This window comes from Kitasatospora sp. NPDC057500 (genome assembly GCF_042802195.1).
In the GTDB taxonomy this organism is placed as follows: Bacteria; Actinomycetota; Actinomycetes; order Streptomycetales; family Streptomycetaceae; genus Kitasatospora.
In genome coordinates, this window is the sequence record NZ_JBHVER010000366.1 from 1 (window position 1) to 4058 (window position 4058).

General features: G+C 71.9%; 2 protein-coding genes. Both read left to right on the plus strand.

Annotation, left to right across the window (positions count from 1 at the left end; translation table 11 throughout):
• Positions 1–118 precede the first annotated feature (118 nt).
• Positions 119–1303, plus strand: a complete 1185-nt coding sequence (locus tag ACFU74_RS36420) for an acyltransferase family protein (protein ID WP_380764419.1) — start codon at positions 119–121, stop codon at positions 1301–1303.
• Positions 1304–1394: 91 nt separating this feature from the next.
• On the plus strand, positions 1395–4031 hold the full coding sequence (pcrA, locus tag ACFU74_RS36425; RefSeq protein WP_380764420.1) for a DNA helicase PcrA: 2637 nt from the start codon (positions 1395–1397) through the stop codon (positions 4029–4031).
• Positions 4032–4058 lie beyond the last annotated feature (27 nt).

Consider the following 4058-nt stretch of genomic DNA (forward strand, 5'->3'; position numbering starts at 1 on the left):
GTGCCGTACTTTCGGATTCACCGGATGTCCCGATATTCTCCGCGGGACCGCTCCGTCGTGCCCGCACCAGTCCCACGGTGGGGCCGCTAGCCCCCCGGTGAGTCCGATGTCCGCGTTTGTGACGGAACCCCCCAGACCGCTGCCCGGCGACGGCGCGGCCCCGCCGCGGGAGGAGACGCCCCGTCCGGCTCCCCGCAGGCCCCGGCTGTTCGCCCTGGACGGCCTGCGGCTGGTCGCCGCGCTCAGCGTCCTGTCCTTCCACTGGACGGCGGACAGCGAGGTCCCGGAGATCTGGGGTGGCCGCGTCCCCGCGGACTTCATGCCGGAGATATCCCGGTTCACCTCCTACGGCTGGCTCGGCGTGCAGCTGTTCTTCATCATCAGCGGCTTCGTCATCTGCATGAGCTGCTGGGGCAGGCGGCCCGGGGACTTCTTCGTCTCCCGGGTGGTGCGGCTGATGCCGGCCTACTGGGCGGCGGTCCTGTTCACCACCGCCGTGCTGGTCCTCGTCCCCACGCTCGGGCGGGCCGCGGCCAGGGACGGCATCGACCTGCGGACCCTGCTGGCCAACTTCACGATGTTCCAGGGGCCGCTGGGCACCAAGTACGTGGACGGCGTCTACTGGACGCTCTGGATGGAGCTCCAGTTCTACCTGCTCTTCGCCGTGGTCGTCCGAATGGGCCTCAGCTACCGCCGGGTGACGGCGTTCTGCGGCATCTGGCTGGTGGCGTCGCTGCTGGTGCCGCAGGCCGGGAACCCGCTGCTGACCGCCTTCGTGATGCCGCTGGAGGCCCCGTACTTCATCGCGGGCGTGGCGATCTACCTGATGTACCGCTTCGGCCCGAACCTGATGCTCTGGGGGATCGTCGGCTTCTCCTGGCTGGTCTCGGTGACCCGGGCCGGCGAGCTGAAGCAGGGCTTCGAGGCCGCGGCCGGCCACCCGCTGTCCTGGAACGTGGTGGTCCTGGTGGTCACCGTCTCCTACGCGCTGATCATCGCGGTGGCCCTCGGCTACTTCGGCTGGGCCCGGTGGAAGTGGCTCACCGTGGCCGGCGCCCTGACCTACCCGCTCTACCTGATCCACCAGGAGGCGGGCTGGACCATGATCCACTGGCTCCGGACCCTGGGGCTGCGGTCGTCGGCGGCGCTCGGGGTGGCCCTGGTCGCGGCCCTGGCGGCGGCCTGGCTGCTGCACCGGCTGGTGGAGCGGCCCCTCGGCGACCTGCTGAAGCGCCGGCTGTCGGGGTCGATCGAGGCGATGCGCGCCGCCTCCGGGCCCTCCGGCCGCCGCCGGGCCGCCTAGGCGTCCTCCGTCCGGGTCCGGCGGGCGCCCGGTGGCCGGTCCGCCGGACCGGACCGGCTTGTCGGCGCGGGGCCATAGACTCGTCATTGCCATGAGTAGCCTCTTTGACGACCTCCCGCTCCCCGGTTTCGAGGCCCCCGCCGCCGGGTCGAAGCAGCCCGCGCCGCCGATCGACGAGGAGCCGCCGCCGTACGAGGACGACGTCCCGTACGACGCCTTCGAGGAGGCGATCCCGGACGGGCTGTTCCACACCGCTGCTTTCAACGAGCCGGGGAGCGCCGCCGAGGCGGAGCGGGACGCCTGGTACCGCAACGGCGCCGCCCGCCCGGTGATCGACCCGGCCTCCCTGCTGGAGGGCATGAACGACCCGCAGCGCGAGGCCGTGCTGCACGCCGGCTCGCCGCTGCTGATCGTGGCCGGCGCCGGCTCCGGCAAGACGCGGGTGCTCACCCACCGGATCGCGTACCTGCTGGCCGCGCGCGGCGTCCAGCCGGGCGAGATCCTGGCGATCACCTTCACCAACAAGGCGGCCGGCGAGATGCGCGAGCGCGTCGAGCAGCTGGTCGGCCCGCGCGCCCGGGCGATGTGGGTCTCCACCTTCCACAGCGCCTGCGTGCGGATACTGCGCCGCGAGTCCAAGCTGCTCGGCTTCACCTCGTCGTTCTCGATCTACGACGCGGCCGACTCGCAGCGGCTGATGGCCCTGGTCTGCCGCGACCTCGACCTGGACCCCAAGCAGTTCCCGCCGAAGTCCTTCACCGCGAAGGTCAGCAACCTCAAGAATGAGCTGATCGACGAGGAGACCTACGCCGACCAGGCCGCCAACCCGATGGAGAAGAAGCTCGCCGAGGCGTACTTCCTCTACCAGCGGCGGCTGCGCGAGGCCAACGCCCTCGACTTCGACGACATCATCATGACGACGGTGAACCTGCTCCAGGCCTTCCCCGACGTCGCGGAGCACTACCGGCGCCGGTTCCGGCACATCCTGGTCGACGAGTACCAGGACACCAACCACGCCCAGTACACGCTGGTCCGCGAGCTCAGCGGCGGCGCGGCCGCCGACGCCCCGAAGCGCACCGTCGACGGCGACTGGGTCGACCCGGCGGCCGGCCGGCTCGCCGAGGTGCCGCCCGCCGAGCTGTGCGTGGTCGGTGACGCGGACCAGTCGATCTACGCCTTCCGCGGCGCGACGATCCGCAACATCCTCCAGTTCGAGGAGGACTACCCGAACGCCACCACGATCCTGCTGGAGCAGAACTACCGCTCCACCCAGACCATCCTCAGCGCGGCCAACGCCGTCATCGAGCGCAACGCCAACCGGCGGAAGAAGAAGCTCTGGACGGCCGGCGAGGACGGCGAGAAGGTCGTCGGCTACGTCGCGGACGACGAGCACGGCGAGGCCCAGTTCATCGCCGACGAGATCGACCGGCTCACCGACGCCGGCGCGGCCAAGCCCGGCGACGTCGCGATCTTCTACCGCACCAACGCGCAGTCCCGCGTCTTCGAGGAGGTGTTCATCCGGGTCGGCCTGCCGTACAAGGTGGTCGGCGGGGTGCGCTTCTACGAGCGCAAGGAGGTCAAGGACGTCCTGGCCTACCTGCGGGTGCTCTCCAACCCGGAGGACACCGTGCCGCTGCGCCGGATCCTCAACGTGCCCAAGCGCGGCATCGGCGAGCGGGCCGAGGCGATGGTCGACGCGCTGGCCGCGCGCGAGCGGATCTCCTTCGCGCAGGCACTGCAACGGGTCGACGAGGCGTACGGCATGGCCGCGCGCTCGGCGAACGCGGTGAAGAAGTTCAACGCGCTGATGGCCGGGCTGCGCCAGGTCGTCGCCTCCGGCGCGGGCCCGGCGGCGGTGCTGGAGGCGGTGCTGGAGGAGACCGGCTACCTGGCCGAGCTCCAGGCCTCCACCGACCCGCAGGACGAGACCCGGGTGGAGAACCTCCAGGAGCTGGCCTCGGTCGCCCTGGAGTACGAGCAGGACCCGGGCGAGCGCCCGGACGCGGGCGAGGACGGCGCGCCGCCGGTCGGCTCGCTGGCCGACTTCCTGGAGCGGGTGGCGCTGGTCGCCGACTCGGACCAGATCCCGGACGAGGACGAGGAGGGGCAGGGCGTCATCACGATGATGACCCTGCACACCGCCAAGGGCCTGGAGTTCCCGGTGGTCTTCCTGACCGGCATGGAGGACGGCATCTTCCCGCACATGCGGGCGCTCAACCAGGTCAAGGAGCTGGAGGAGGAGCGGCGCCTGGCGTACGTCGGACTGACCCGCGCCCGGCAGCGGCTCTACCTGACCAGGTCGGTGCTGCGCAGCGCCTGGGGGCAGCCGTCGTACAACCCGGCCTCGCGGTTCCTGGAGGAGATCCCGGAGACGCTGGTGGAGTGGAAGCGCACGGGGGCGGCGCCGACGCCGGCCTCGCGGGGCTTCTCCTCGGGGTCGTCCTGGGGCGGGAGGTCCTCGGGCGGCGCGGGCGGATCCTCGCGCGGGTCGTCGGCCGGGGCCTCGCCGAAGGCGGGCTGGGGGCAGTCGGCGCGGCGTTCGGGCGCGGCGGCGGAGCGGGAGGTGGTCGCGCTGGCGGTCGGCGACCGGGTCACCCACGACACCTTCGGGCTGGGCACCGTGGTGGCCACCGTCGGTGTCGGCGACAAGGCGCAGGCCACGGTGGACTTCGGCACGGAGGGGCGCAAGCAGCTGCTGCTGCGCTACGCGCCGGTGGAGAAGCTGTAGGTCCCGAGCCTCCGCGCCGGGCCGTCG

Coding starts and splice junctions, on each gene's coding strand:
- pcrA (WP_380764420.1), top strand. CDS start 1,395: ATGAGTAGCCTCTTTGACGACCTCCCGCTCCCCGGTTTCGAGGCCCCC.